The sequence below is a fragment of the Citrobacter sp. XT1-2-2 genome (assembly GCF_023516235.1).
GTDB lineage: Bacteria > Pseudomonadota > Gammaproteobacteria > Enterobacterales > Enterobacteriaceae > Citrobacter > Citrobacter werkmanii.
The window spans coordinates 4,273,511-4,296,095 of the sequence record NZ_CP097324.1; the positions used below are offsets into that span (position 1 = coordinate 4,273,511).

Below are 22,585 nucleotides of genomic sequence, written 5' to 3' on the forward strand. Positions count from 1 at the left end.
TGTAAGTGGAATAAATATCAGCAATAGAAGCTGCAACAGGCAGCCTAAAAAGCATTTAACGCCGATATTTATGTCATCACATTGTTAAATATAGTTCAGGATTTCGTGATCGCAGTCCGGATTGACTAAAAAACAGGCAAACAACAGAAAAACGAGAGGTTTTAAGAACATTCCGCAAGGGATTTAAAAGACAGGGAAAGTTGCAGGGCACGGCGAATACCGTGCCCTGGGAGGCGATTAGTGTTCGCGCGTTTTGCGGAACTGAACGTCAGGGTAACGTTCCTGGGTGAGATTCAGGTTAACCATGGTCGGTGCGATATAGGTGAGGTTATCGCCGCCGTCCAGCGCCAGCTGAACTTCGTTTTTACGCTTAAATTCTTCGAATTTTTTCACGTCAGAACATTCTACCCAGCGCGCGGTCGCCACGTTGACCGACTCATAAATCGCTTCAACGTTGTACTCGCTCTTCAGACGCGAAACCACCACGTCGAACTGCAGCACACCAACAGCGCCCACGATCAGATCGTTATTAGCAATTGGACGGAAGACCTGCACCGCCCCCTCTTCCGACAGCTGAACCAGCCCTTTCAGCAGCTGTTTCTGCTTCAAAGGATCTTTCAGGCGAATACGACGGAACAGCTCCGGCGCGAAGTTCGGAATACCAGTGAACTTCATCATTTCACCCTGGGTGAAGGTATCGCCGATCTGAATAGTGCCATGGTTGTGCAAACCGAGAATATCGCCCGGATACGCTTCTTCCACATGAGAACGGTCACCGGCCATAAAGGTCAACGCATCGGAGATCACCACGTCTTTACCAATGCGCACCTGACGCATTTTCATGCCTTTCTCGTACTTACCGGAAACCACGCGCATGAACGCCACGCGGTCACGGTGTTTCGGATCCATGTTGGCCTGGATTTTAAACACGAAGCCGGTGAACTTCTCTTCTGAGGCTTCCACGGTGCGGGTATCAGTTTTACGCGGCATCGGCGCAGGCGCCCACTCCACTAAGCCGTCCAGCATATGGTCAACGCCAAAGTTACCCAGCGCGGTACCGAAGAAGACCGGGGTGATTTCGCCCGCGAGGAACAGATCATGGTCGAACTCGTTAGACGCGCCCTGCACCAGCTCCAGCTCGTCGCGCAGTTGCTGCGCCAGATCTTCGCCCACGGCGGCATCGAGTTCCGGGTTATTCAGCCCCTTAACAATGCGCACTTCCTGAATGGTGTGGCCTTTACCCGTCTGGTACAGGTAAGTTTCGTCTTTATAAAGGTGATAAACGCCCTTGAACAGCTTCCCGCAGCCAATCGGCCAGGTGATCGGCGCACAGCCGATTTTCAGCTCGTTCTCGACTTCATCCAGCAGCTCCATCGGGTCACGGATGTCACGGTCGAGTTTGTTCATAAAGGTCAGGATCGGCGTATCGCGCAGACGGGTAACTTCCATCAGCTTGCGGGTACGATCCTCAACGCCTTTCGCGGCGTCGATAACCATCAGACAGCAGTCCACCGCCGTCAGGGTACGGTAAGTATCTTCGGAGAAGTCTTCGTGCCCCGGGGTGTCCAGCAGATTCACCAGGCAGTCGTGATATGGAAACTGCATCACAGAGGTGGTAATGGAGATACCACGCTGCTTTTCCATCTCCATCCAGTCAGATTTCGCATGCTGGCTGGAGCCACGGCCTTTTACCGTACCGGCGGTCTGAATCGCCTGTCCGAATAACAGCACCTTTTCAGTAATGGTCGTTTTACCGGCATCCGGGTGAGAAATAATGGCAAAAGTGCGGCGTTTGGCCACCTCTTGCAAATAAGGAGACAACGTCATAGTCAAATCTTCTTAGGTAAGCACGGCAACGGGCCGTGCAAGTTGAATACGAAAAATTGCGGCTATTTTACCCATCAACGGGGGGGAGGCAATCAGTGTTTACACAGGAGCTGCTCCAGTTCGCTTAATGACGCGACCGTCCAGGTCGGCTGAATGCCTGCTGGCTGCTCGCGATGGTGCGTATTTAGCCAGCAGGTGGATAGCCCGGCGTTAATGCCGCCAAGAATATCGGACTCTGCGGTATCGCCCACCATCAGCACGCGGGAACGGTCAGGATTGCCCGCCTGCTCCAGCGCATGGTCAAAAATACGGGGATCGGGTTTTGCCACCCCAACCTGCTCAGAAATCACCAGCAGATCGAAATAGTCGCGCAGCCCCGTCCGCTCAAGGCGGATTTGCTGCAACGCCGTAAAGCCGTTAGTAATGATGCCAATTTTCGTTTTATCACGAATCGCATTGAGCAGAGAGACCGCCCCTGGCAACGGCGAGCAGATCTCAGCCATCGCATTGATAAATGCGTCATTAAGCTGGCCTGGTTCGACCTTCAGGCGTTCAGCCCAGCTCTGGAAACGGGCATGCTGCAATTGTAATGACGTAATCGCGCCGTTTTGATAATCCACCCATAGCGGTTTATTCACGGCCTGGTAGTCCTGAAAATCTTCAGCGGTAAAGGTAATGCTATAGTCGAGAAACATCCGCTGTAAGCCGGTAAACGAGTCAAACGTAAACAGCGTTTCGTCGGCATCAAAGAAAATCCAGTCCCACTTCTTCATCATTACACCTTGTCTTACATGCTGATTGGCAATGCCATGATAATGGCGTCTTCATGACCATCGGCCGTCGGATAATAATTGCGCCTGATCGTCGCCTCGTTAAAGCCCAGGCTTTCATACAGCGCGATAGCGGCAGCATTTGAGTCGCGCACTTCCAGCCACAGCGTCAAAATGCCGCGCTTTTCCAGCTCATCGATCAGGTGCTCCAGTAGCTCGCGCCCCAGGCCCTGGCGCTGAAAGTCAGGATCGACGGCGATATTGAACAGCGTAGCTTCATCCAGCACCACCTGCGTAATCGCAAAGGCGGCCATCACGTCGTCAACCCTCAACTGAAAATTGAGGTAGCGATCGCCCTGGTTGCTGGCAAATGTTTTTTCACTCCACGGAAAAGCGTGGGCGCGTTTTTCAATCTGAAATGCTGCAGGTAAATCAGTCGGTTCGAGGGAAGAAATCGTGTTCATATGCGCAGATTTGTTGCCATAACGCGGCGCGGGCCGCGGGGTTTTCCCGTAATTCATTAAACGCAGGACTCTCGACCTGAGCGCCTTCCAGCAGCAGTGGCTCTTCGGTTCCCAGCCGCCAACTATTACAGCGACTGCCCTGCGGCAGCATGGCGACACGGTCAGGCGTCAATTGTAAAACCTGATCCGGGCTGACGGTTATTGCGCGTAAAATATCGCTCATTAACGGTTCGGTTAGCGCGGGTAGCTGTGCAGCAACCATCACTAAACGGATATGCGCAGGAATGGAGATCGCGATTTCGCCCTGCAGTGCGCCAGGACGACGCAGCGACCACTGCGTAATGCCCAGTTGCTGTAACTGCCAGTCTCGTCGGGATGTCATAGCGAAACACTCCTGTCTATCAGGGGCGCAAATATAGCAAATTTGTCGAATCCGTGCCATCAAACAACTATAATCCCCGGCTGTACAATTTAAGGAGCACTCCATGTCTGCTTTTACCCCGGCAAGTGAAGTCTTGCTGCGCCACAGTGATGATTTCGAACAAAGCCGTATTCTGTTTGCCGGTGATTTGCAGGATGATCTGCCTGCCCACTTCGAAAGCGCCGCCCGCCGTGCGCACACTCAACAACTTCACCACTGGCAGGTGCTGAACCGCCAGATGGGTGACAACGTCCGTTTCAGCCTCGTCGCTAAGGCCGATGACGTTGCCGATAGCGATACGCTAATCTACTACTGGCCGAAGAATAAGCCGGAAGCGCAGTTCCAGCTGATGAACATTTTGTCGCTGTTACCGGTGGGCAGCGATGTTTTTGTTGTGGGTGAGAACCGCAGCGGCGTACGTAGCGCAGAGCAGATGCTGGCCGAATACGCACCGCTGAATAAAGTCGACAGCGCGCGTCGCTGTGGCCTGTACCACGGTCGTCTGGAAAAACAGCCGGTCTTTGATGCAGAAAAATACTGGGATGAATATCAGGTTGATAATCTGACCATCAAAACGCTGCCGGGCGTATTCAGCCGTGACGGCCTGGATGTTGGCAGCCAATTGCTGCTCTCCACACTGACGCCGCATACCAAAGGTAAAGTTCTGGATGTCGGTTGTGGCGCAGGCGTACTCTCCGTCGCTTTAGCCAGCCATTCGCCCAAAGTCCGCTTAACCCTGTGTGATGTAAGTGCAGCCGCTGTTGAAGCCAGCCGCGCCACGCTTGCCGCCAACGGTATTGAAGGTGATGTGATCGCCAGCAACGTTTTTTCTGACGTTACGGGCCGCTTTGATATGATCATCTCCAACCCACCGTTCCATGATGGGATGCAGACCAGCCTCGATGCCGCGCAAACGCTGATTCGCGGCGCGGTGCGTCATCTCAACAGCGGCGGTGAACTGCGTATCGTGGCGAACGCCTTCCTGCCCTATCCGAAAGTGCTGGATGAGGTATTCGGATTCCATGAAGTTATCGCACAGACCGGACGCTTCAAGGTCTATCGCACCATCATGACGCGTCAGGCGAAAAAAGCCTAACTGATCAAGGCTGGATCAGGCATTTACGCTGCCGCCAGACGTGACACTGAGCAACGCCGGATAGCGCTATTGCTTATCCGGCCTGGATAAAACGCCAAAAACCGTAGAAACGCCTTTTTTTTCGGCAATCACGTTAAGTTCGATAATTAACTGTTGACGCCCTGCATAAAATCTCTAGAATTCGCCTCCGTGGTAACGATACTTTTTGAGTGTCGATGGTATGCGAAGGTGGCGGAATTGGTAGACGCGCTAGCTTCAGGTGTTAGTGTCCTTTCGGACGTGGGGGTTCAAGTCCCCCCCCTCGCACCATAATCCACGTTGATATTGCTCGCACTGGGCGAAGGTGGCGGAATTGGTAGACGCGCTAGCTTCAGGTGTTAGTGTCCTTTCGGACGTGGGGGTTCAAGTCCCCCCCCTCGCACCAACGAGGCGATATCAAAAAAATAAGATGACTGTGCGAAGGTGGCGGAATTGGTAGACGCGCTAGCTTCAGGTGTTAGTGTCCTTAGGATGTGGGGGTTCGAGTCCCCCCCCTCGCACCAATTATCTTATTTCCTTCTCTTTTTCCCCTGTTTTGCTTATCCCTGATTCCAGTTCATCATTACCAGCACAATGCCGCCAATCAGCGCTGCACATGAAGGTAACAGAATAAAATGCCGTAAGCGCTTGTGGTATAACATGAGCGAAGTCAATAGTAATCCTAATACAATCATTACCTTCCATACATTGACCGACAGGTCGGTAAATGCCATCCCGGCAATGAGTATCCCCGGCAGCAGAACTCCCCATCCACTGCCCAGCGTACGTTGCAACATGGTTCCACCTACGACATTGATAATGATAACCAATATCATATGATATATTTTCTCATTTGTCAGCTGGGAGGCACTATCAATTATATGAGTTTTACTTAACGATTGATGACATGAATAATCTAAGGTGATAAATTGCTCGCCGGTTAACGCTTCAACTAAAAATAAAGACCTCAGCGAATGATACCCCGTTCGTTATTTGTTTTATTTACCAACACATCTTCGTATATTACAGATAACTAACAATATTTACTATGACAGTACAATCCTGGCGAACTCTGCGCACTAAAAAATATCAACTCTCTTTGCGTTTGTTTCTGCTTCTCAACGCAGTCTCCGCGCTGTTTACGCTTTTTTTCCCACTTTTTGCCGTCAAAGCCTTATCTGTACCGGCTCTGCTGATACTGATCACCAGTACGCTGCTGCTTATATGGCATGGGAAATACACGGATAAAAAAATTAATCTCCCTTTTATTTCAATAATCTTTGGCTTGTTATGGGCATTCCATATTTTTCAGAAATATTCCTCACTCGGTCATAATGACTATTATTTTCTGTTAATCGCACTGCTCAGCGTGCTGTTTATTGGATCTATTGCTTTCGCCAATAATATCATCGCGTTTACGCTTCATTCTCTCCCCTCCGTCGCCGTCTGTTTATGGCTTAGCGGCAACGAGCATAGTTTACGAATTTTCTATTTTATGGCGTTACCGATGGCCGGGATCGCCATCCAACATGTGATACAAAAGCGCTACGATGGTTTCGCCCAGCAGTTGATGTACAAACTGCTTGAGGAACGGGAAACGCTCAACGGACTCAGCATGCTTGACCCGCTTACCGGTTTGTATAACCGCCGGGGACTGCAACACAGACTCGATACGCTGTTGGCGCTGAGCAACTCGAAACACTACGTGCTGTTATTGGATATCGACCACTTCAAAGCCTATAACGATCATTACGGGCATATGATGGGCGACCAGGCGCTGATCCGCGTCTCAGCCGCCATTCGTGATTCCGTACGCTCCCGGGATGTGGTGGCGCGATTCGGCGGCGAAGAATTCATGGTTTTGCTGACCGCGATCGATCCGCAGCAGGCACAGGCCGCCGCCGAGCGTATTCGTCAGAAAGTGTACGACCTTAAAATCCCCCACATGTTTAACGAAAACGTGGCAACCAACGTGACCGTCAGTATCGGCATTGCGCCGCTGGTAGAGCAGGATATTGAGGCCGCTATCGCCAGAGCGGATAAAGCCCTGTACGAGGCGAAAAATCTTGGGCGTAACAACACGCTGGTCAGCGATGAGCTGAGGGTAAACCGCCCTTCACTCTGAGCTATCTGTGCGGTGGCATCCGTCATCGCGACAAAGATCTTGCCATCGTTCATCGTCAACTATAGGATTAGAAATCATTATCATTTAGATTAACATCCTTATATTCCCATGGCTTATCGTTCCGCACCGATCGTTGAAGATGTCATCTGGCGTAGCCACCTTCCAGCAAAGATGCCCTCGCTGGCTGCTGCTGTACGCGAAACGATAGCCCAAACTCGTGAGCACCTGCTGGACTTTATTCGTCTTGACGAAATCCCCGTACCGGGCGCGATGACGCTACATGAATGGACGCAACCAGCGACGCTCAGTTCGCTGTTGGCCGTTTATTCAGACCATATCTATCGCAACCAGCCCACGCTGACACGCGAAAATAAGCCGCTGATTTCTCTCTGGGCGCAATGGTATATCGGGCTGATGATGCCCCCACTCATGGTAGCCCTGCTAACACAAAAAGAGGCCATTGACGTCTCACCGGAACACATGCGCGTTGAGTTTCACGAAACGGGCCGTGCAGCCTGCTTCTGGATTGACGTCCACCAGGATCACCAGACTACAGCCCTGTCGCCTCAACAACGCATGGAAACGCTGATTCTCTCGGCACTAACGCCGGTTGTGCAGGCGCTGGAAGCAACGGGCGAGATCAACGCCAGGCTTATCTGGAGCAATACCGGATATTTAATTCACTGGTATTTAACGGAAATGAAGCCATTGTTAGGTGAAGAGCTGCTGAACTCACTGCGGCAAACCTGCTTTTTTGAGAAACAACTCTCCTGCGGTCAGGATAATCCGTTGTGGCGTACCGTTGTTCCACGCGAAGGATTACTGGTGCGCAGAACCTGCTGCCAGCGTTACCGCCTGCCCGACGTTCAGCAATGCGGTGACTGTACGCTGAAGTAAGCGAGGAGCCGTAGCCCCTCGTCAACAATTTATGCAACCTGCTGGTTTTCCTCTTCTATACGCTGTGCTTCTTCTTTTTCCTGCGCCAATAGCTGCTTTTCATAGACCTTAAAGAATGGGAAATAGATGATCGCCGACACCAACGCCAGCAGGACGACCAGGATGGCCGCGCGATAATCCCAGCCTAACGCCCATGCCGCGCCAACCGGTGCCGGGGCCGTCCAGGGAACGACGGAAATCACCCGTCCAATTAAATCCAGCTTCATCGCCGCCCAGGCCAGCACCGCATTCACCATCGGGGCCAGCAGGAATGGGATAAAGAACACCGGGTTCATAACAATCGGCGTACCGAAAATCACCGGTTCGTTAATATTAAAAATGCTGGGGACCACACTCAAACGCCCAATCGAGCGTAAATGAGCCGAACGGCTGCGCAGATAGCAAATCACTAACCCCATCGTCGCGCCGGACCCACCAACCACGATGAAAAACGTCCAGAATGCTTCCATAAAGATATGTGGCAAAGGCGCGCCCTGTGCCAGCGCCGACTGATTCATTCCGAGATTGGTTAGCCAGAACATTTGCAGCATCCCCGACACAATCGCCGCACCATGGATCCCAGCAAACCACAGTAGATGACCAATCAGCACGGCCAGTAGTATCGCCGGGAGAGAATCAGCAGCGGATACCAGTGGTTTAAAGATGGCCATAATGGCCTGCGGAATTAGCATGTCAAACTGCGACTGTATCACCAGGCTCAGAGGGTACAGCGTTAGCACCACCACCAGCACCGGGATCAGCAGATCGAAGGAGTTTTTGATCATTGGCGGCACCTGATCGGGTAAACGGATGCCGATGTTGTGCGCCTTCAGGAAACGCATCATTTCCACACAGTAAATCGCCACGAGGATAGCAGTGAAAATCCCCGTCCCACCCAGGCTATCGACGGGCATCGCGCCTTTGGTTTTCGGCGCAGCAATCAGCAAAAAAGCCATGATGGACAGCATTGCGCACATAAACGGATCTAACTGATGCGACTTCACATAGTGCTTACCCAGGTTATAAGCGATAGCCGCACAGATGTAGACCGACATGATCCCCATCGTCATATCAAACGGAGTGAGGATCTGGCCTTCAAACTGTTTTGCCATATCCAGCCATGCACGGGCAAATCCCCATGTGGTATCAGGAGAAAATGGCGGGTAGGCGAAAACCAGCAGAAATGAACCGACGATCATAAAGGGCATAGCCGAAATAAACCCATCACGGATTGCCATCACATGACGTTGTGAAGAGATTCGTCCGGCGACAGGGCTGACGTAGTTTTCAACAAAGCGGAAAATCACATTAAACACAGCATGATTAGTAGACATAGCCGCTCTCCCGTTGCGCAAAACCCTGCGGCCATGCAGGCATCAACACCACCACGCAAAGCTCATTACACTTTTTCGCAACCGTGCCGGGAAGAACACCAGCGCTACTGCATTTTGAGTTAAGTTTCATAGATGGCTCTTATTATGTGATACAGAGGAAGTGACAACTTCAGTATTAATCGTCATTTCAACATTCTGCAACCGGTTACTGTAACCGGTTTCTTTGATTGTGAAGATGATCGAAAAACTGCCAATGTTGCCATGTTGTTACAATAAAATATTTACAGCGAGCTTGCCCCTATGACAAATTACGCCATGCGGTTTTCTGCTGTATGGAGCTGCCCGTAGGCGATTTGGAGAGAAGAATGAGTTTGCAATCAGTACGCCAATTTTTGGCGCAACATGCCCCAGATATTGAGATCATCGAATTAGATCAGAGCACGGCAACCGTCGAGCTGGCAGCAAAAGCCCATAATGTCGAACCCGGTCAGATCGCGAAAACACTTTCGCTAAAAGTAAAGAACGACATCATTCTGGTCGTCGCCAAAGGCGATGCCCGGCTGGATAATAAAAAGCTAAAGAGCACATTCGGCGCCAAAGCCCGTATGCTGAGTAGTGATGAGGTCGTGAATGCGACGGGTCACCCCGTTGGCGGCGTTTGTCCTTTCGGGCTGGAAACACCGATATCGGTTTATTGCGATGTCTCTCTGAAGCACTATGCTGAAGTGCTGCCTGCGGCAGGAGCCATTCACAGCGCGGTTCGCATCACGCCGGAAAGGATGGCTGAGCTAACGTCAGCCACCTGGGTTGATGTGTGCCAATGATGTTTCACGCCCCGGGTCGGTGACTGAACCCGACACAAAATACGTCTACGTTGACCGTCACGACGCCGCTTGAAGAATGGGTGTCGGTTCGCCTGCACGCAGATACAGCAGGATATCGGCAGCATCCAGTAAACCCGCATCTGAGCTCACGCCCAGCTTGGACATTACGTTAAATTTATGCGCCCGAATGGTTTTAATATTCCGTTCAAGCTGAACGGCAATCTGCGGCATCGAATAGCCATTTGACATAAAACGCAGTATTTCTCGTTCTGTGGGGCTAAGCACACGGCTTTGATTGATAAACCAATGGTTTTTCGCGCTTTCGGTTGTCCGGGTAGGGCAATTCAACGACGTAAACAAAGCTTCCTGCAGCACAGTTAACGAAGAGGCTTTGCTAACGACCCCATCCAGCGGCAATGGTGACAGAGAGCCAATTAAACGTGCCTCAGCATCGTCATCGGCAATCACCACACGCCTGATGCGAGGAAAATTTATCGCCATCTCCGTCAGATAGGCGAGTCCTGCTCTGCGATCGGTTCTGATAGCAGAAAGAGAAAAAATTACTGCCGAAAATGACATTTTTAACATCGCCTGACTAAAGGCAGGCTGGTTCGAAAAGGGATGAAGTGCGTATTGGTCATCCGGCATGGTATTAAATAAACTCTCAATACCCACGCGACTCATCGCACATTTTTCTACAAGTGCGACGTTTCTTTTAATGCTTCTGCTTTCCATTCCGTGGTCTCCCCATATACTGAAGGTAAATTCAGTTCTCGCGATCCTTGAGAACTATTTATCCATGCGTACATTTCTGCATTGCTATGTATTGATAAGCGACGCATGGCGCTGTTCTTTTGGGCGCTGATTGTTTTATTACTTTTCTTAAGTAACGATGCAATCTGGTTAATTCCCCAACCTTTTCCCAGGAGTCTCAGCACTTTCCTCTCCGAGAGAGTAAGTGCAATTGAGCGGGCGCTATTGTCAGCCAACTCTGGCATTACGGGAGGGGAAATCAGAGATTTACTTATCCTCTCAGCTCGGGTATTTCCCGCGTGAATTACATTCACTAAACTTTCAATCGGCTCAGCATCAGATAACAGCGAACTGATCGGGCACATCAGCAGTTCGATGGCGAGAGGGTAAAAAACACGAGATACAAGAAACACCCAATGAATATCACGGTATTGAGATAATAAAGAATAAAATTGTTCGCAAACTGAGCGAGGATGATTGCAGTCTGCTGATAAATCAGCAATCACCAAATCAGCGCACCGCAACTGCAACAATGTTAGTTCTTCAACAGAACGACAGTAAGTCAATTCGTAATCAGCAAACTGTTCTTGCATTACACCTTTAAGCCCAGTTTGTACGATCGGTAATTTGCTAATAATAATTGCGTTTTTGCAGCGTCCTGGCAACATATCCCCTCCACATTCACCAGTCCGTATTCGCATTTATTAGAAGATCCCTGATAAATTAAACGTATTAATTAACAGGAAAACCCTAAACAATAGACGAGGTGAATTGTTTATCCTTGGATTTCATTCAAACATTAAAATAATGGCGCTATAATCCCAATAGCGTCAAACTATTGAACCGTTATTACAAAATTACGCATAAATACATTCTATGTACAATTAAAAGAACTAAAATAGAACGTTAGAATTGCTTACGTATTTGCCATCCTGATAAATAAAACTATCTTATCATGTGATACTGTTTTTATTGATTAGCAGGTAAGGCATGTAAGCGAGTACGACCTGCGTCTTTTTTCAACACAAAGATTGATCTTGCCAGAGCCAACTGGCTCATGCTTCATGATAAAAAGAAGACATTCACTATTCAATGAGATCCTTTTCAGTCAGAGCGAACCATGCAAACAGAGCAGTCGTCACAGCGAACGGTTACACGGTTATGTATACAATGTGGGCTTTTTTTACTCCAGCATGGTGCAGAAAGCGCGCTGGTTGACGAGCTATCCACTCGCCTCGGCCTGGCGCTTGGCATGGATAGCGTAGAAAGCGCCATCTCCTCTAACGCGATTGTCCTGACCACCATTAAAGATGGACAATGCCTGACGTCGACCCGAAAAAATCATGATCGCGGCATTAACATGCACGTCGTGACGGAAGTGCAGCACATCGTTATTTTAGCGGAACACAAACTACTGGATATAAAAGGCGTTGAGAAGCGCTTCAGCCAGATTAAGCCGCTACGCTATCCAAGATGGCTGGTCGCATTGATGGTCGGTTTGTCCTGCGCCTGCTTTTGCAAACTCAATAACGGCGGATGGGACGGCGCGGTGATCACCTTTTTCGCCAGCATGGTGGCGATGTATATCCGCCAGATTCTGGCGTCACGGCATTTGCACCCGCAAATCAACTTTTGTATCACCGCCTTTGTGGCGACCACAATATCCGGCCTGTTGCTGACGCTGCCGACCTTTAATCACACCCCAACCATCGCCATGGCTGCCAGCGTGCTGCTGCTGGTTCCGGGTTTTCCGTTGATCAACTCTGTCGCGGATATGTTTAAGGGGCACATTAATACCGGGCTCGCTCGCTGGGCCATTGCCAGTCTCCTGACGTTGGCAACCTGCATTGGGGTGGTTATGTCGATGACCTTATGGGGGCTGCGCGGATGGGCGTGATCGATTTCATTCTGGCGCTGATACAGGACATGATCCTGTCGGCGATCCCGGCTCTGGGCTTTGCCATGGTGTTTAACGTCCCGCACCGCGCGCTTCCCTGGTGTGCGTTACTCGGCGCGCTGGGCCACGGTTCACGAATGGTGATGATGAGCGCAGGGTTTAATATTGAATGGTCAACCTTCATGGCGTCGCTGCTGATTGGCTGCATTGGGATCCAGTGGTCGCGCTGGTATCTGGCGCATCCTAAGGTCTTCACCGTTGCGGCTGTGATCCCGATGTTTCCCGGGATCTCCGCCTACACCGCCATGATCTCCGCGGTAAAAATCGGCCATTTCGGCTACAGCGAAGCGCTGATGATCACCCTGTTGACCAATTTCCTGAAAGCTTCATCGATTGTCGGCGCGCTCTCTATCGGCTTATCCGTACCAGGCTTATGGCTGTATCGCAAACGCCCACGCGTCTAGCGCGGTAATTTCTTAGCGCCTCGCAGAGGGGGAATCTCCCCCTCATCTGCTGCTCTCCTGGTTCTCTGTGTTACTATAAAAGCAGTCCCTTCTCGGTTGTTGTTCAGTTTTGAGAAACATTATGCCCTGCAAAATTTTGACGCCGGACGTCATCAGCATTGACGCCTTACTACACGATCACCACGCGGTACTGGCAAAGTCTGCGGGTGGCGCCGTAGCGGTATTCGCCAACAATGCGCCAGCGTTTTACGCGCTGACGCCTGCGCGACTGGCTCAGTTGTTGGCGCTTGAAGAGAAGCTGTCACGTCCAGGAAGCGATGTGACGTTGGATGCGCAATTTTATGAAGAGCCGCAAGCTGCGCCCGTGGCCGTGCCAATGGGGAAATTTGCGATGTACGCTGACTGGCAGCCCGATGCCGACTTTCAGCGCCAGGCCGCTCTGTGGGGCGTGGCGTTAAGAGAACCGGTCACCGCCGAGGAACTGGCCTCATTCGTCGCCTACTGGCAGGCCGAAGGCAAAGTCTTTCACCATATTCAGTGGCAGCAAAAACTGGCGCGTAGCATCCAGATTGGCCGGGCCAGCAATGGCGGAATGCCAAAGCGCGATGTGAACAGTGTCAGCGAACCTGACAGCCATATTCCACCAGGTTTTAGAGGATAACGATGAAAAACGTTGGCGATCTGATGAAACGTCTGCAAAAAATGATGCCGCCCAATGTCGAGCCTGCCTTTAAAACGGGCGAAGAGCTACTGGCATGGCAAAAAGAGCAAGGTGAAATTCGTGCCGCAGCGCTGGCCCGCGAAAACCGGGCCATGAAAATGCAGCGCACATTCAACCGCTCCGGTATCCGTCCGCTGCACCAAAACTGTTCATTCGATAACTATCGGGTGGAATGCGAAGGTCAGATGAACGCCCTGAGCAAAGCCCGCCAGTACGTTGATGAGTTTGACGGCAACATCGCCAGCTTTATTTTCTCGGGCAAACCCGGCACCGGCAAAAACCATCTGGCGGCAGCTATCTGCAACGAACTGCTGCTCCGCGGTAAGTCGGTACTGATCATTACCGTGGCTGATATCATGTCGGCGATGAAAGAAACCTTTAGTAACCGTGAAACCAGCGAAGAACAGTTGCTCAACGATCTTAGCAATGTAGATCTGCTGGTGATCGATGAGATCGGCATGCAGACCGAATCCCGCTATGAAAAAGTGATCATCAATCAGATCGTCGATCGCCGATCGTCCTCAAAACGCCCGACCGGTATGTTAACCAACAGCAATATGGATGAAATGAACAAACTGCTGGGTGAGCGCGTGATGGATCGCATGCGTCTCGGTAACAGCCTGTGGGTGATTTTTAACTGGGACAGCTACCGTAGCCGGGTAACAGGAAAAGAGTATTAACGTATTAGGACCACTCATAAAGCTGCCAGCGCTATACTGCGCTGAAAAGGCATAACACGAGTTGCATATAATGATGAAAACAACCAAACGTCTGCTGTGCTGTGCGCTTGCCGCCAGTACGCTCATCTCCACCAGCGTTTTTGCCGCCTCCTGGCAGGACTCGCTCTCCAGCGCGGCCAGCGAACTGAGCAAACAAAGCTCCGGCTCGCAGGGCAGCTCGTCGCTCTCCTCCCTGACCAGTCTGCTGAATGGCAGCAATCAGTCACTGACCTCAAGCAGCATGAATAACGCCGCCGGGATCCTGGACTATTGCGCCAAACAGAAACTGGCCTCGGTCACCGACGCGCAAAACGTCAAAAACCAGGTGCTGGATAAACTCGGCCTCAGTGCCCCAGAGCAGAAACAAGACACCAATTACATGGACGGCATTCAGGGCCTGCTCAACGCCAAAGATGGCCAACAGCTGGACCTGAACACGATTGGTAATAGCTCGCTGGCGAAGCAGGTAAAAACCAAGGCCTGCGATCTGGTGTTAAAACAGGGTATGAACTTCATTTCCTGAGGCATTAAATGCCGCGTATCCCCTGCGCGGCATCCCCCTATTCCTGCCGATACAGACCGCCATCACGAAAGCCGTAATTACCCGCCAAAAACGCGCATATCTAAACCAATTCTGAATAACAACGTAATTTAATGTCACTACAATTGCAGCAATATAACAACGCTATTACATTGTTCTCTCACCAAATGATTAGCCTGCCAGGCATGTGCCCGGTTTACTGAGGATCGACCGTGTCAGAATTAATCTCCATCACTCTGTTTCTCGCTTCAGTGCTGATTTATGCCTGGAAAGCGGGTCGCAATACCTGGTGGTTTGCCGCCACGTTAACGGTGCTGGGGATTTTTATTGTCTTGAATATCACACTGTATGCCAGTGACTATTTCACCGGCGACGGAATCAACGACGCGGTGCTTTATACTCTGACCAACAGCCTGACCGGCGCAGGTATCGGGAAATATATTCTGCCTGGCGTCGGCATTGCGCTGGCGCTGACAACCGTCTTCGTCGCCCTCGGCTGGATCCTTCGCCGCCGTCGCCATCACCCGCATCACGTGGGTTACAGCCTACTGGCCCTGCTGCTGGCGCTGGCCTCCGTTGACGCCAGCCCGGCGTTTCACCAGATAACTGAACTGGTGAAATCTCAGTCGCGCGATGGCGATCCGGATTTCCTGACCTATTATAAAGAGCCGTCGAAAACCATCCCTCATCCGAAGCTGAACCTGGTTTATATCTACGGCGAAAGTCTCGAACGCACCTACTTTAATAACGAGGCGTTCCCGGATCTGACCCCGGAGCTCGGTGCGTTGAAAAACGAAGGCATGGATTTCAGCAACACCATGCAGCTACCAGGGACGGATTACACCATCGCTGGCATGGTCGCTTCGCAATGTGGCATCCCGTTATTTGCGCCATTTGAAGGCAACGCCTCGGCATCGGTTTCCAGCTTTTTCCCCAACAATATCTGTCTCGGCGATATCCTGAAAAACTCCGGCTACCAAAACTACTTTGTGCAGGGGGCCAACCTGCGCTTTGCCGGGAAGGATGTGTTCCTGAAATCTCACGGGTTTGATCATCTGTACGGCGCAGAAGAGTTAAAAAGCGTGGTAGCGGATCCCGCATATCGTAACGACTGGGGCTTTTACGATGACACCGTGCTGGACGAAGCATGGAAAAAATTTGAAGAACTATCGCGTTCAGGACAACGTTTTTCACTGTTTACCCTGACCGTGGATACCCATCATCCGGATGGTTTTATCTCTCGTAGCTGTAACCGTAAACGTTATGACATCGACGGTAAGGCCAATCAGTCCTTCAGCGCGGTGAGCTGCAGTCAGGAAAACATCGCTGAATTTATTAATAAAATCAAAGCATCCCCGTGGTTTAAAGATACCGTGATCGTGGTTTCTTCCGATCATCTGGCAATGAACAACACCGCCTGGAAGTATCTGAACAAGCAGGACCGCAACAACCTGTTCTTCGTGCTACGCGGCGACCAACCGCAACAGGATACGCTGGCGGTGAAACGTAACACGATGGATAACGGCGCAACGGTGCTGGATATTCTGGGCGGCGATAACTTTATCGGCCTTGGCCGCAGCAGTTTGTCGGGCGAATCCGTGTCGGAAGTGTTCCTCAACATCAAAGAAAAAATGCTGGCGTGGAAGCCCGATATCATCCGCCTGTGGAATTTCCCGAAAGAGATGAAAGAGTTCACCATTGACCAGGACAAGAACATGATCGCGTTCTCCGGCAGTCATTTCCGCCTGCCACTGCTGCTGCGCGTATCGGATAAACGCGTCGAACCACTACCAGAAAGCGAATACTCGGCGCCGTTGCGCTTCCAGTTGGCGGATTTCGCGCCGCGCGATAACTTTGTCTGGGTCGATCGCTGCTACAAAATGGCGCAGCTGTGGGCGCCGGAGTTGGCGCTTTCCACCGACTGGTGCGTCTCTCAGGGGCAACTGGGCGGGCAACAAATTGTGCAGCACGTTGACAAAGCCAAATGGAAAAGCAAAACCGTCTTTAAAGACACGGTGATCGACATGGAGCGCTACAAAGGAAACGTCGATACGCTGAAAATTGTCGATAACGATATTCGCTACAAAGCCGACAGCTTCGTCTTTAACGTGGCGGGCGCGCCGGAAGAGGTGAAACAATTTAGTGGTATTTCACGCCCCGAATCCTGGGGACGCTGGTCCAATGCGCAGCTCAGTGAAGAGGTAAAAATCGAATACAAAGCGCCATTGCCGAAAAAATTCGATCTGGTCATCACCGCCAAAGCCTATGGCGATAACGCCAATCGCCCGATACCCGTGCGCGTTGGCAATGAAGAACAGACGCTGGTGTTAAGCCATGATATCAGCACCACTACCTTACATTTTGAAAACCCGGCAGATGCCAATACGCTGGTGATTATCCCACCCGATCCGGTTGCCACCAACGAGGGCAATATTCTCGGCCACTCGCCGCGGAAGCTGGGGATCGGGATGGTTGAAATCAAAGTGGTGGCAGCTCAGGGTTAAAAAAAACAGCGCCCAACACCACTCCGGGCGCTGCATGGCAACCTTATTCCAGACAGTTCACCGCCTGACGCATACCCTGCACCAGAATCATTTCCAGGTTGGCTGTCACCTGCTCAGCAAGACCTGGCAATAACGTTAAATCTTCCCCCCAGTGCGCGGCCTCGCCGAGCACTGCATTCACCAGTTCCCGCAGCGTTAAATCATTGCCAACTTGCGGCCACAGGCTGGCATACAGATTTATCCACTGCTCGTCATCCTGCAATGGATAGCCTTCCCCGGCCCGTTCACCGCGATAAAACGCCAACAGCGCGGCCAGAGCGAAGGTTAAGCGCACAGGCCAACATCCATTTTGCTGGCCCGCCAGCAGCTGCGGCAATATACGGGTGCGGAATTTGGTCATGCCGTTAAGCGCGATGGAAAGTAATTGATGGCGAATGTAGGGGTTCTGAAAACGCCCGCTCACCGCACCGGCAAATTCTCGCAGTTCATCGGCATCGAGATCCAATACCGGTATAATTTCCTCGCTAATCGCCCGCTCGACAAAACGGCGGACATCGGCATCCTGCATCGCTTCGCCAACGGTATCCAGCCCGCACAGCCAGGCAACCGGCACCAGTGCCGTATGCGCGCCGTTCAGAATCGCGACCTTACGTTCCTTGTACGGCTTAATATCGTTTACTACTCGGATATTCAGAGGGCATTGCGCCAGCTTTAACTCTTCAGCCAGCCATACAGGTCCCTGAATCACGAACAGATAAAAGTGTTCCGCGGTATCGAGAAATGCATCGTGATAGCCAAGCGTAGCTTCCAGCGCGGCGGCTTCTTCGCGCGGGTAGCCGGTAACAATGCGGTCAACCAGCGTGGAACAGAAGGTATTCGCCGTTTCCACCCAATCGGCAAACGCCGCAGGAAGCTGCCAGTCCTGCGCATACTGCAGCACCAGCGTTTTAAGCGCATCGCCGTTATAGTCGATCAGTTCGCAAGGAATAATCACCCAGCCCTTATCCACCGCCCCCGCAAAATGGTTAAAGCGCTCCAGCAGCAGTCGCGTCAGTTTGGCCGGAAAACTCACCGGCGGGGCATCATCCACACGGTCCGCCGCGTGATAGCTAATCCCGGCTTCAGTGGTGTTCGAAAACACAAAGCGGATGTCCGCATTGTGCGCCAGCGTCAGATACGCCGCGAAATCCTTGTACGGGTTGATTTCGTTATTCACCGAACGAATCAGCCGCGCCTCGCTTACCGCCTCGCCCAGCTCGTTCAACCCACGAATAAGCGTGGTATATAACCCATCCTGAGCATTCAGCGACGGCGGAAAATCGGTATTAATCGGGCGAACGATGGTCACGCCAGCATTGAGATCCGTTTTCTCATTAAGGATATCCAGTTGCCAGTCGACAAACGCCCGCAGAAAATTACCTTCACCAAACTGGATTACGCGCGTTGGGTAGCTCGCCCCCGGAAAATCACGTCGATTCAATGTTTTCATCACACTTATCCTCTCAGAACGTGATCACGCCTTTAATCAGTTCCCGGTTGTTAATCACGTCCCGCTCGTAGATCTCTGCAAGTTGGGCAAACGCGTAACGGTGCGTGAGCATCATGTCGGCGGTCAGTTTGCCTGCCGACATCAGGCGGCCCACCTTGGCAAAATCTTCCGGGGTCGCGTTGCGACTGCCCATCATGGTGGTCTCTTTCTTGTGGAACTCAGGATCGGAGAACTGTAAATCGCCTTTAAACAGCCCAACGAAAACGATGCTGCCGCCATGGCGAATCAAATTCACCGTGTTGTTCATCGCATGCTGATTCCCCGTGGCATCAATGACCTTTTGCGCCAGCGAGCCGCCAAACTGAGCGCGCAATTGCGCATCAAAATCTTCAGCAGACGGATCGATAACCGGAAGATCCAGTCGGGAAACCACATGCTCCCGGCGCGCGGGGCTGGTATCCGCCACCACCACTTGCGCGCCATCGGCTTTGGCAATCGCCGCCGCGCCCAGACCAATCGGACCGGCACCGACCACCAGCACCTGCTCACCCGGCGCTACCGCCGCCCGACGTACCGCATGTGCGCTGATGGCATAAGGCTCAATCAACGCCGCCGCCTGCGGGTCAATGCCCTGCGCATCCAGCAGGTTGGTCACCGGCACGGACAAGTATTCGCTGAAGCCGCCATCCTGGTGCACGCCAATCACTGAAATATTCTCGCAGCAGTTGGTGCGCCCGCTCTGGCATGCCGGACACTGCTGACAGGCCACGTAAGGAATAACCGCCACCTGCTGGCCATTTTTCAGATTTTGTATATTTTTACCCAGCCCGACAATTTCCCCACATATTTCATGGCCTAATACACGTGGATAGCTGAAAAAAGGTTGATTGCCGCCCCAGGCATGAATATCGGTGCCACAAATCCCCACCGACTTAATTTTAATTAATGCCTCACCCTCACCCGGAACAGGTATTTCACGCTCTTTCCAGACTAATTTTTTAGGTTCCTGGCAAATCAACGTATTCATCGTAGACATGATTCTGCTCTCCTGTTTTTTTGTTGCCTCAGATATCGACGAAAATAAAAAAACCGGAGAAAGCGGAAACGTAATCTGTGAATCTCAGCGCATAAAAATGTTTTAAATCGGGTTTTAATAGCGAAAAAGGAGACGCCATGAGCCGTTCACAGAACTTACGCCACAATGTGATTAACCAAATAATCGATGATATGGCGCGTGGTCATATCCCTTCCCCACTTCCGTCGCAAAGCGCGCTGGCCGAGATGTACAACATCAGTCGCACCACCGTGCGCCATATGCTGAGCCATTTAAGCGAATGCGGCGTACTGACGCAGGTCGGCAGCCACTATGTCATCGTGCGTAAACCTGACCATGACGACGGTTTTGCCTGCACCACCGCCTCCATGACCGAGCAAAACCGGATCTTCGAGCAGGCTTTTTTCACCATGATCAACCAGCGCCAACTGCGCGCAGGCGAAAGTTTCTCCGAACTGCAGCTTGCCAGAGCCGCAGGCGTCAGTCCGGTAGTTGTGCGGGAATATCTTTTAAAATTCGAACGTTACAACCTGATTAAAAACGAAAAACGCGGTCAGTGGAGCATGAAGCAGTTCGATCAGGCCTATGCGGAACAGCTGTTTGAACTCAGAGAAATGCTTGAGACCCATTCTTTACAGCATTTCCTCAATCTGCCCGATGATGACCCGCGCTGGCTGCAGGCCAAAACGCTGTTGGAGCGCCATCGCATCCTGCGCGACAGCATCGGCAGCAGCTTTCGTATGTTCTCGCAGTTAGACCGTGAGTTTCATGCTTTACTGCTCTCTGCTGCCGACAATATATTTTTTAATCAATCACTTGAAATCATCTCCGTGATTTTCCACTTCCACTATCAGTGGGATGAAAGCGATCTTAAACAGCGCAATATCATTGCCATCGATGAGCATATGACTATCCTCAGCGCGCTGATCTGCCGCAGCGACCTGGATGCCACCCTGGCGCTATGTAACCATTTGAATACAGCCAAACAATCGATGATCCGCTCCATCAATCAAAGTAGCGCTGCCGCGCATTAAGTACCGATAAAAAACAGCAAACCATTACCGGGAGCACGATTTTATAAAAATATAAACCCCTGAAAAATACCTCTTGCCTATGCTCACGCTAAGTCGACTGCATTAAAAACTTTTGTGAGCGGTGATGAGTAAATTGATTCATCACTGGTATTTTTTCAATACTGCACAGCCCACTGCTGTGTGAAAATAAATTATTGAGGTTCAGGAGTCCGGCGTGGAAAAAAATAATATTACCCTCGACCCGAGTTCTTCGTTTGACACGTCGTCATCAGCGGATATTAATGTTCCGCCTGAGGGCATGGTACAACGCAGTAGCCGAATTAAACGTATTCAGACCACAGCTATGATTTTATTATTTTTTGCTGCGGTGATTAATTACCTCGACCGTAGTTCATTATCAGTCGCCAACTTAACAATTCGGGAAGAACTGGGGCTGAGCGCCACGCAAATCGGCGTCCTGCTGTCGGTCTTCTCTCTCGCTTACGGTATTGCACAACTGCCCTGCGGCCCGCTGCTGGATCGCAAGGGTCCGCGCATTATGTTAGGACTCGGGATGTTCTTCTGGTCGCTGTTTCAGGCGCTGTCCGGGATGGTACACAGCTTCACTCAGTTTGTGCTGGTGCGTATTGGCATGGGGATCGGCGAAGCGCCCATGAACCCGTGCGGCGTAAAAGTCATCAACGACTGGTTTAACATCAAAGAGCGCGGCCGCCCCATGGGTTTATTTAACGCCGCCTCCACCATCGGCGTCGCCATTAGTCCACCGATTCTGGCTGCAATGATGCTGGTTATGGGCTGGCGCTGGATGTTTATTACCATCGGCGTGCTGGGCATTTTCCTCGCCATCGGCTGGTACATGTTGTATCGCAACCGCGAGCAGATTGATCTGAGCGCCACAGAACAGGCTTACCTGAACGCCGGCAGCGTCAATGCCCGCCGCGATCCGCTGAGCTTTGCCGAATGGCGCAGCCTGTTCCGCAACCGTACCATGTGGGGCATGATGCTGGGCTTTAGCGGCATCAACTACACCGCATGGTTATACCTGGCCTGGCTGCCGGGCTACCTGCAGACCTCCTACAATCTGGATTTAAAAAGCACCGGCTTAATGGCGGCCATTCCGTTCCTGTTTGGCGCAGCTGGCATGCTGATTAACGGTTTTGTCACCGACTGGCTGGTGAAAGGCGGTATGGCACCGATTAAGAGCCGGAAGATTTGTATTATCGCCGGGATGTTCTGCTCTGCAGCCTTCACCTTCGTGGTACCGCAGGCGACAACGTCAATGACCGCGGTGTTACTGATCGGTATGGCGCTGTTCTGTATCCACTTCGCCGGAACCTCCTGCTGGGGCTTGATCCACGTCGCCGTCGCCTCACGTATGACCGCCTCCGTAGGCAGTATCCAGAACTTTGCCAGTTTTATCTGCGCGTCCTTCGCGCCGATCGTTACCGGCTTTATTGTGGATACCACTAACTCTTTCCGCCTGGCGCTGATTATCTGCGGTTGCGTCACCATGGTGGGCGCCCTCGCCTACATCATCCTGGTGCGCCAGCCCATTAGCGATCCGCGTAAAGATTAATCCTCCAGATGCCCGATA

Annotated in this window: 23 protein-coding genes and 3 tRNA genes; 15 read left to right on the forward strand and 11 right to left on the reverse strand. The window is 51.6% G+C overall.

The features are described 5' to 3' along the window. Nucleotides 1–237 precede the first annotated feature (237 nt). The 4 genes from prfC to holD all read right to left on the reverse strand — a co-directional run bounded on the left by prfC (nt 238) and on the right by holD (nt 3,443). Nucleotides 238–1,827, reverse strand: a complete 1,590-nt coding sequence (gene prfC, locus M4I31_RS20310; RefSeq protein ID WP_006686587.1) for a peptide chain release factor 3 — start codon at nt 1,825–1,827, stop codon at nt 238–240. A 92-nt stretch (nt 1,828–1,919) separates the two neighbouring features. Further along, complete coding sequence (gene yjjG, locus M4I31_RS20315; RefSeq protein WP_008786125.1) at nt 1,920–2,600, reverse strand: pyrimidine 5'-nucleotidase; 681 nt, start codon at nt 2,598–2,600, stop codon at nt 1,920–1,922. Nucleotides 2,601–2,614: 14 nt separating this feature from the next. Then, on the reverse strand, nt 2,615–3,061 hold the full coding sequence (rimI, locus tag M4I31_RS20320) for a ribosomal protein S18-alanine N-acetyltransferase (protein WP_085048359.1): 447 nt from the start codon (nt 3,059–3,061) through the stop codon (nt 2,615–2,617). Then, the gene (gene holD, locus M4I31_RS20325) at nt 3,030–3,443 is read right to left on the reverse strand and encodes a DNA polymerase III subunit psi (protein ID WP_038636992.1); all 414 of its coding nucleotides are present in this window, start codon (nt 3,441–3,443) and stop codon (nt 3,030–3,032) included. The genes rimI and holD overlap by 32 nt, the downstream gene beginning before the upstream one ends. 103 nt (nt 3,444–3,546) lie before the next feature. On the opposite strand from holD, the gene rsmC reads away from it, so the two are divergent. The 4 genes from rsmC to M4I31_RS20345 all read left to right on the forward strand — a co-directional run bounded on the left by rsmC (nt 3,547) and on the right by M4I31_RS20345 (nt 5,120). Beyond that, nucleotides 3,547–4,578: a 16S rRNA (guanine(1207)-N(2))-methyltransferase RsmC gene (gene rsmC, locus M4I31_RS20330; protein WP_085048360.1), complete on the forward strand. Its 1,032-nt coding sequence runs from the start codon at nt 3,547–3,549 to the stop codon at nt 4,576–4,578. A gap of 222 nt (nt 4,579–4,800) precedes the next feature. Further along, nucleotides 4,801–4,887, forward strand: a tRNA-Leu gene (locus M4I31_RS20335). A gap of 28 nt (nt 4,888–4,915) precedes the next feature. Continuing rightward, a tRNA-Leu gene (locus tag M4I31_RS20340) sits at nt 4,916–5,002 on the forward strand. Between the two features lie 32 nt (nt 5,003–5,034). Next, nucleotides 5,035–5,120: transfer RNA gene (locus M4I31_RS20345), tRNA-Leu, on the forward strand. A 36-nt stretch (nt 5,121–5,156) separates the two neighbouring features. On the opposite strand, the gene M4I31_RS20350 is transcribed toward M4I31_RS20345, so the two are convergent. Further along, nucleotides 5,157–5,393, reverse strand: coding sequence for a DUF1435 domain-containing protein (locus M4I31_RS20350; protein ID WP_074458506.1), 237 nt, complete (start codon nt 5,391–5,393; stop codon nt 5,157–5,159). A gap of 251 nt (nt 5,394–5,644) precedes the next feature. Here M4I31_RS20350 and M4I31_RS20355 point away from each other — a divergent pair, with 251 nt between their 5' ends. Both M4I31_RS20355 and fhuF read left to right on the forward strand, forming a co-directional pair. Further along, a complete protein-coding gene (locus tag M4I31_RS20355; RefSeq protein WP_085048361.1) occupies nt 5,645–6,721 on the forward strand; it encodes a GGDEF domain-containing protein in 1,077 nt (358 codons plus the stop codon). A 108-nt stretch (nt 6,722–6,829) separates the two neighbouring features. Further along, nucleotides 6,830–7,618 carry a siderophore-iron reductase FhuF gene (fhuF, locus tag M4I31_RS20360; protein WP_038636988.1) on the forward strand — a complete coding sequence of 263 codons (789 nt, stop codon included), beginning with the start codon at nt 6,830–6,832 and terminating at the stop codon, nt 7,616–7,618. A gap of 29 nt (nt 7,619–7,647) precedes the next feature. Here fhuF and M4I31_RS20365 read toward each other — a convergent pair whose 3' ends face one another. Then, nucleotides 7,648–8,991 (reverse strand): PTS sugar transporter subunit IIC, encoded by a 1,344-nt coding sequence (locus M4I31_RS20365; protein ID WP_032940335.1) that lies wholly within the window; start codon nt 8,989–8,991, stop codon nt 7,648–7,650. After that, a complete protein-coding gene (locus tag M4I31_RS20370) occupies nt 8,981–9,121 on the reverse strand; it encodes a hypothetical protein (protein WP_170973693.1) in 141 nt (46 codons plus the stop codon). Before M4I31_RS20370 ends, M4I31_RS20365 begins: the two co-directional genes overlap by 11 nt. Nucleotides 9,122–9,356: 235 nt before the next feature. On the opposite strand from M4I31_RS20370, the gene M4I31_RS20375 reads away from it, so the two are divergent. Beyond that, nucleotides 9,357–9,815: a YbaK/EbsC family protein gene (locus M4I31_RS20375; protein WP_038636987.1), complete on the forward strand. Its 459-nt coding sequence runs from the start codon at nt 9,357–9,359 to the stop codon at nt 9,813–9,815. Nucleotides 9,816–9,872: 57 nt separating this feature from the next. On the opposite strand, the gene bglJ is transcribed toward M4I31_RS20375, so the two are convergent. Together bglJ and M4I31_RS20385 are read right to left on the reverse strand one after the other, a co-directional pair. Beyond that, nucleotides 9,873–10,550: a DNA-binding transcriptional activator BglJ gene (gene bglJ / locus M4I31_RS20380; RefSeq protein ID WP_085048362.1), complete on the reverse strand. Its 678-nt coding sequence runs from the start codon at nt 10,548–10,550 to the stop codon at nt 9,873–9,875. Beyond that, complete coding sequence (locus M4I31_RS20385; protein ID WP_038636985.1) at nt 10,511–11,236, reverse strand: response regulator transcription factor; 726 nt, start codon at nt 11,234–11,236, stop codon at nt 10,511–10,513. The genes bglJ and M4I31_RS20385 overlap by 40 nt, the downstream gene beginning before the upstream one ends. 452 nt (nt 11,237–11,688) lie before the next feature. Between M4I31_RS20385 and M4I31_RS20390 the strand changes: the two genes are divergently transcribed. The 6 genes from M4I31_RS20390 (at nt 11,689) to opgB (ending at nt 17,414) form a co-directional block, all read left to right on the forward strand. Beyond that, nucleotides 11,689–12,465 carry a threonine/serine exporter ThrE family protein gene (locus M4I31_RS20390; protein WP_085048363.1) on the forward strand — a complete coding sequence of 259 codons (777 nt, stop codon included), beginning with the start codon at nt 11,689–11,691 and terminating at the stop codon, nt 12,463–12,465. Then, complete coding sequence (locus M4I31_RS20395) at nt 12,456–12,929, forward strand: threonine/serine exporter (protein WP_038636981.1); 474 nt, start codon at nt 12,456–12,458, stop codon at nt 12,927–12,929. Before M4I31_RS20390 ends, M4I31_RS20395 begins: the two co-directional genes overlap by 10 nt. Before the next feature lie 121 nt (nt 12,930–13,050). Further along, nucleotides 13,051–13,590: a primosomal protein DnaT gene (dnaT, locus tag M4I31_RS20400; RefSeq protein ID WP_006686572.1), complete on the forward strand. Its 540-nt coding sequence runs from the start codon at nt 13,051–13,053 to the stop codon at nt 13,588–13,590. Nucleotides 13,591–13,592: 2 nt separating this feature from the next. After that, on the forward strand, nt 13,593–14,330 hold the full coding sequence (dnaC, locus tag M4I31_RS20405; protein ID WP_038636979.1) for a DNA replication protein DnaC: 738 nt from the start codon (nt 13,593–13,595) through the stop codon (nt 14,328–14,330). Between the two features lie 70 nt (nt 14,331–14,400). Beyond that, nucleotides 14,401–14,892 (forward strand): DUF2501 domain-containing protein, encoded by a 492-nt coding sequence (locus M4I31_RS20410; RefSeq protein WP_038636977.1) that lies wholly within the window; start codon nt 14,401–14,403, stop codon nt 14,890–14,892. Between the two features lie 230 nt (nt 14,893–15,122). Beyond that, nucleotides 15,123–17,414 carry a phosphatidylglycerol--membrane-oligosaccharide glycerophosphotransferase gene (gene opgB / locus M4I31_RS20415; protein ID WP_085048364.1) on the forward strand — a complete coding sequence of 764 codons (2,292 nt, stop codon included), beginning with the start codon at nt 15,123–15,125 and terminating at the stop codon, nt 17,412–17,414. Nucleotides 17,415–17,457: 43 nt separating this feature from the next. On the opposite strand, the gene M4I31_RS20420 is transcribed toward opgB, so the two are convergent. Next, a complete protein-coding gene (locus M4I31_RS20420) occupies nt 17,458–18,903 on the reverse strand; it encodes a tagaturonate reductase (RefSeq protein WP_085048365.1) in 1,446 nt (481 codons plus the stop codon). A 13-nt stretch (nt 18,904–18,916) separates the two neighbouring features. After that, entirely contained in the window at nt 18,917–19,939 is a 1,023-nt protein-coding gene (locus tag M4I31_RS20425) for a zinc-binding alcohol dehydrogenase family protein (protein WP_069324110.1), read from the reverse strand. A gap of 137 nt (nt 19,940–20,076) precedes the next feature. Here M4I31_RS20425 and M4I31_RS20430 point away from each other — a divergent pair, with 137 nt between their 5' ends. Then, nucleotides 20,077–20,991 carry a GntR family transcriptional regulator gene (locus M4I31_RS20430; protein WP_038636960.1) on the forward strand — a complete coding sequence of 305 codons (915 nt, stop codon included), beginning with the start codon at nt 20,077–20,079 and terminating at the stop codon, nt 20,989–20,991. Between the two features lie 214 nt (nt 20,992–21,205). Next, complete coding sequence (locus M4I31_RS20435) at nt 21,206–22,567, forward strand: MFS transporter (protein ID WP_038636957.1); 1,362 nt, start codon at nt 21,206–21,208, stop codon at nt 22,565–22,567. The last annotated feature ends 18 nt before the right edge of the window (nt 22,568–22,585 follow it).

What these genes read in the sequence shown, in the direction of transcription:
- prfC (WP_006686587.1), bottom strand. Translation starts at nt 1,827, where the DNA reads ATGACGTTGTCTCCTTATTTGCAAGAGGTGGCCAAACGCCGCACTTTT.
- yjjG (WP_008786125.1), bottom strand. Translation starts at nt 2,600, where the DNA reads ATGAAGAAGTGGGACTGGATTTTCTTTGATGCCGACGAAACGCTGTTT.
- rimI (WP_085048359.1), bottom strand. Translation starts at nt 3,061, where the DNA reads ATGAACACGATTTCTTCCCTCGAACCGACTGATTTACCTGCAGCATTT.
- holD (WP_038636992.1), bottom strand. Translation starts at nt 3,443, where the DNA reads ATGACATCCCGACGAGACTGGCAGTTACAGCAACTGGGCATTACGCAG.
- rsmC (WP_085048360.1), top strand. Translation starts at nt 3,547, where the DNA reads ATGTCTGCTTTTACCCCGGCAAGTGAAGTCTTGCTGCGCCACAGTGAT.
- M4I31_RS20350 (WP_074458506.1), bottom strand. Translation starts at nt 5,393, where the DNA reads ATGTTGCAACGTACGCTGGGCAGTGGATGGGGAGTTCTGCTGCCGGGG.
- M4I31_RS20355 (WP_085048361.1), top strand. Translation starts at nt 5,645, where the DNA reads ATGACAGTACAATCCTGGCGAACTCTGCGCACTAAAAAATATCAACTC.
- fhuF (WP_038636988.1), top strand. Translation starts at nt 6,830, where the DNA reads ATGGCTTATCGTTCCGCACCGATCGTTGAAGATGTCATCTGGCGTAGC.
- M4I31_RS20365 (WP_032940335.1), bottom strand. Translation starts at nt 8,991, where the DNA reads ATGTCTACTAATCATGCTGTGTTTAATGTGATTTTCCGCTTTGTTGAA.
- M4I31_RS20370 (WP_170973693.1), bottom strand. Translation starts at nt 9,121, where the DNA reads ATGAAACTTAACTCAAAATGCAGTAGCGCTGGTGTTCTTCCCGGCACG.
- M4I31_RS20375 (WP_038636987.1), top strand. Translation starts at nt 9,357, where the DNA reads ATGAGTTTGCAATCAGTACGCCAATTTTTGGCGCAACATGCCCCAGAT.
- bglJ (WP_085048362.1), bottom strand. Translation starts at nt 10,550, where the DNA reads ATGGAAAGCAGAAGCATTAAAAGAAACGTCGCACTTGTAGAAAAATGT.
- M4I31_RS20385 (WP_038636985.1), bottom strand. Translation starts at nt 11,236, where the DNA reads ATGTTGCCAGGACGCTGCAAAAACGCAATTATTATTAGCAAATTACCG.
- M4I31_RS20390 (WP_085048363.1), top strand. Translation starts at nt 11,689, where the DNA reads ATGCAAACAGAGCAGTCGTCACAGCGAACGGTTACACGGTTATGTATA.
- M4I31_RS20395 (WP_038636981.1), top strand. Translation starts at nt 12,456, where the DNA reads ATGGGCGTGATCGATTTCATTCTGGCGCTGATACAGGACATGATCCTG.
- dnaT (WP_006686572.1), top strand. Translation starts at nt 13,051, where the DNA reads ATGCCCTGCAAAATTTTGACGCCGGACGTCATCAGCATTGACGCCTTA.
- dnaC (WP_038636979.1), top strand. Translation starts at nt 13,593, where the DNA reads ATGAAAAACGTTGGCGATCTGATGAAACGTCTGCAAAAAATGATGCCG.
- M4I31_RS20410 (WP_038636977.1), top strand. Translation starts at nt 14,401, where the DNA reads ATGATGAAAACAACCAAACGTCTGCTGTGCTGTGCGCTTGCCGCCAGT.
- M4I31_RS20420 (WP_085048365.1), bottom strand. Translation starts at nt 18,903, where the DNA reads ATGAAAACATTGAATCGACGTGATTTTCCGGGGGCGAGCTACCCAACG.
- M4I31_RS20425 (WP_069324110.1), bottom strand. Translation starts at nt 19,939, where the DNA reads ATGTCTACGATGAATACGTTGATTTGCCAGGAACCTAAAAAATTAGTC.
- M4I31_RS20430 (WP_038636960.1), top strand. Translation starts at nt 20,077, where the DNA reads ATGAGCCGTTCACAGAACTTACGCCACAATGTGATTAACCAAATAATC.